Annotated in this window: 1 pseudogene; it reads right to left on the bottom strand. The window is 63.3% G+C overall.

The window, feature by feature from the left end:
• Positions 1-275: pseudogene (locus SB822_RS56875) on the bottom strand (hypothetical protein); the annotation flags it as partial.

Below are 275 nucleotides of genomic sequence, written 5' to 3'. Positions count from 1 at the left end.
CCGGAGAACTCGATCACCGCGTAGGGCGTCTCCGGCCTGAAGCATTCGAGCATCCATGTCAGCACGACTAGCCGGTCGTTCGGTGACACGTTTACGATCGCCCACAGCTTAGCGAAGTCGCCACCCGGAGTCGGCTCCGGCAGGGGGCGCATGCTCGATGAGCGGACAAAGAATACCGGCGGTCGGTTCACGATCTCCCAGCCGGCGGGTGTGATCCTTATGGCCCGCCATTGTTCGTCGCACAGGTCGATCCAGTAGGCGTCGTCGTGCAGGGC

The sequence above is a fragment of the Paraburkholderia sp. SIMBA_054 genome, from assembly GCF_046534875.1.
Classification (GTDB): domain Bacteria; phylum Pseudomonadota; class Gammaproteobacteria; order Burkholderiales; family Burkholderiaceae; genus Paraburkholderia; species Paraburkholderia hospita.
Note: the sequence above shows the minus strand (reverse complement) of the source record. Positions and strands in the feature narration are given on the sequence as shown.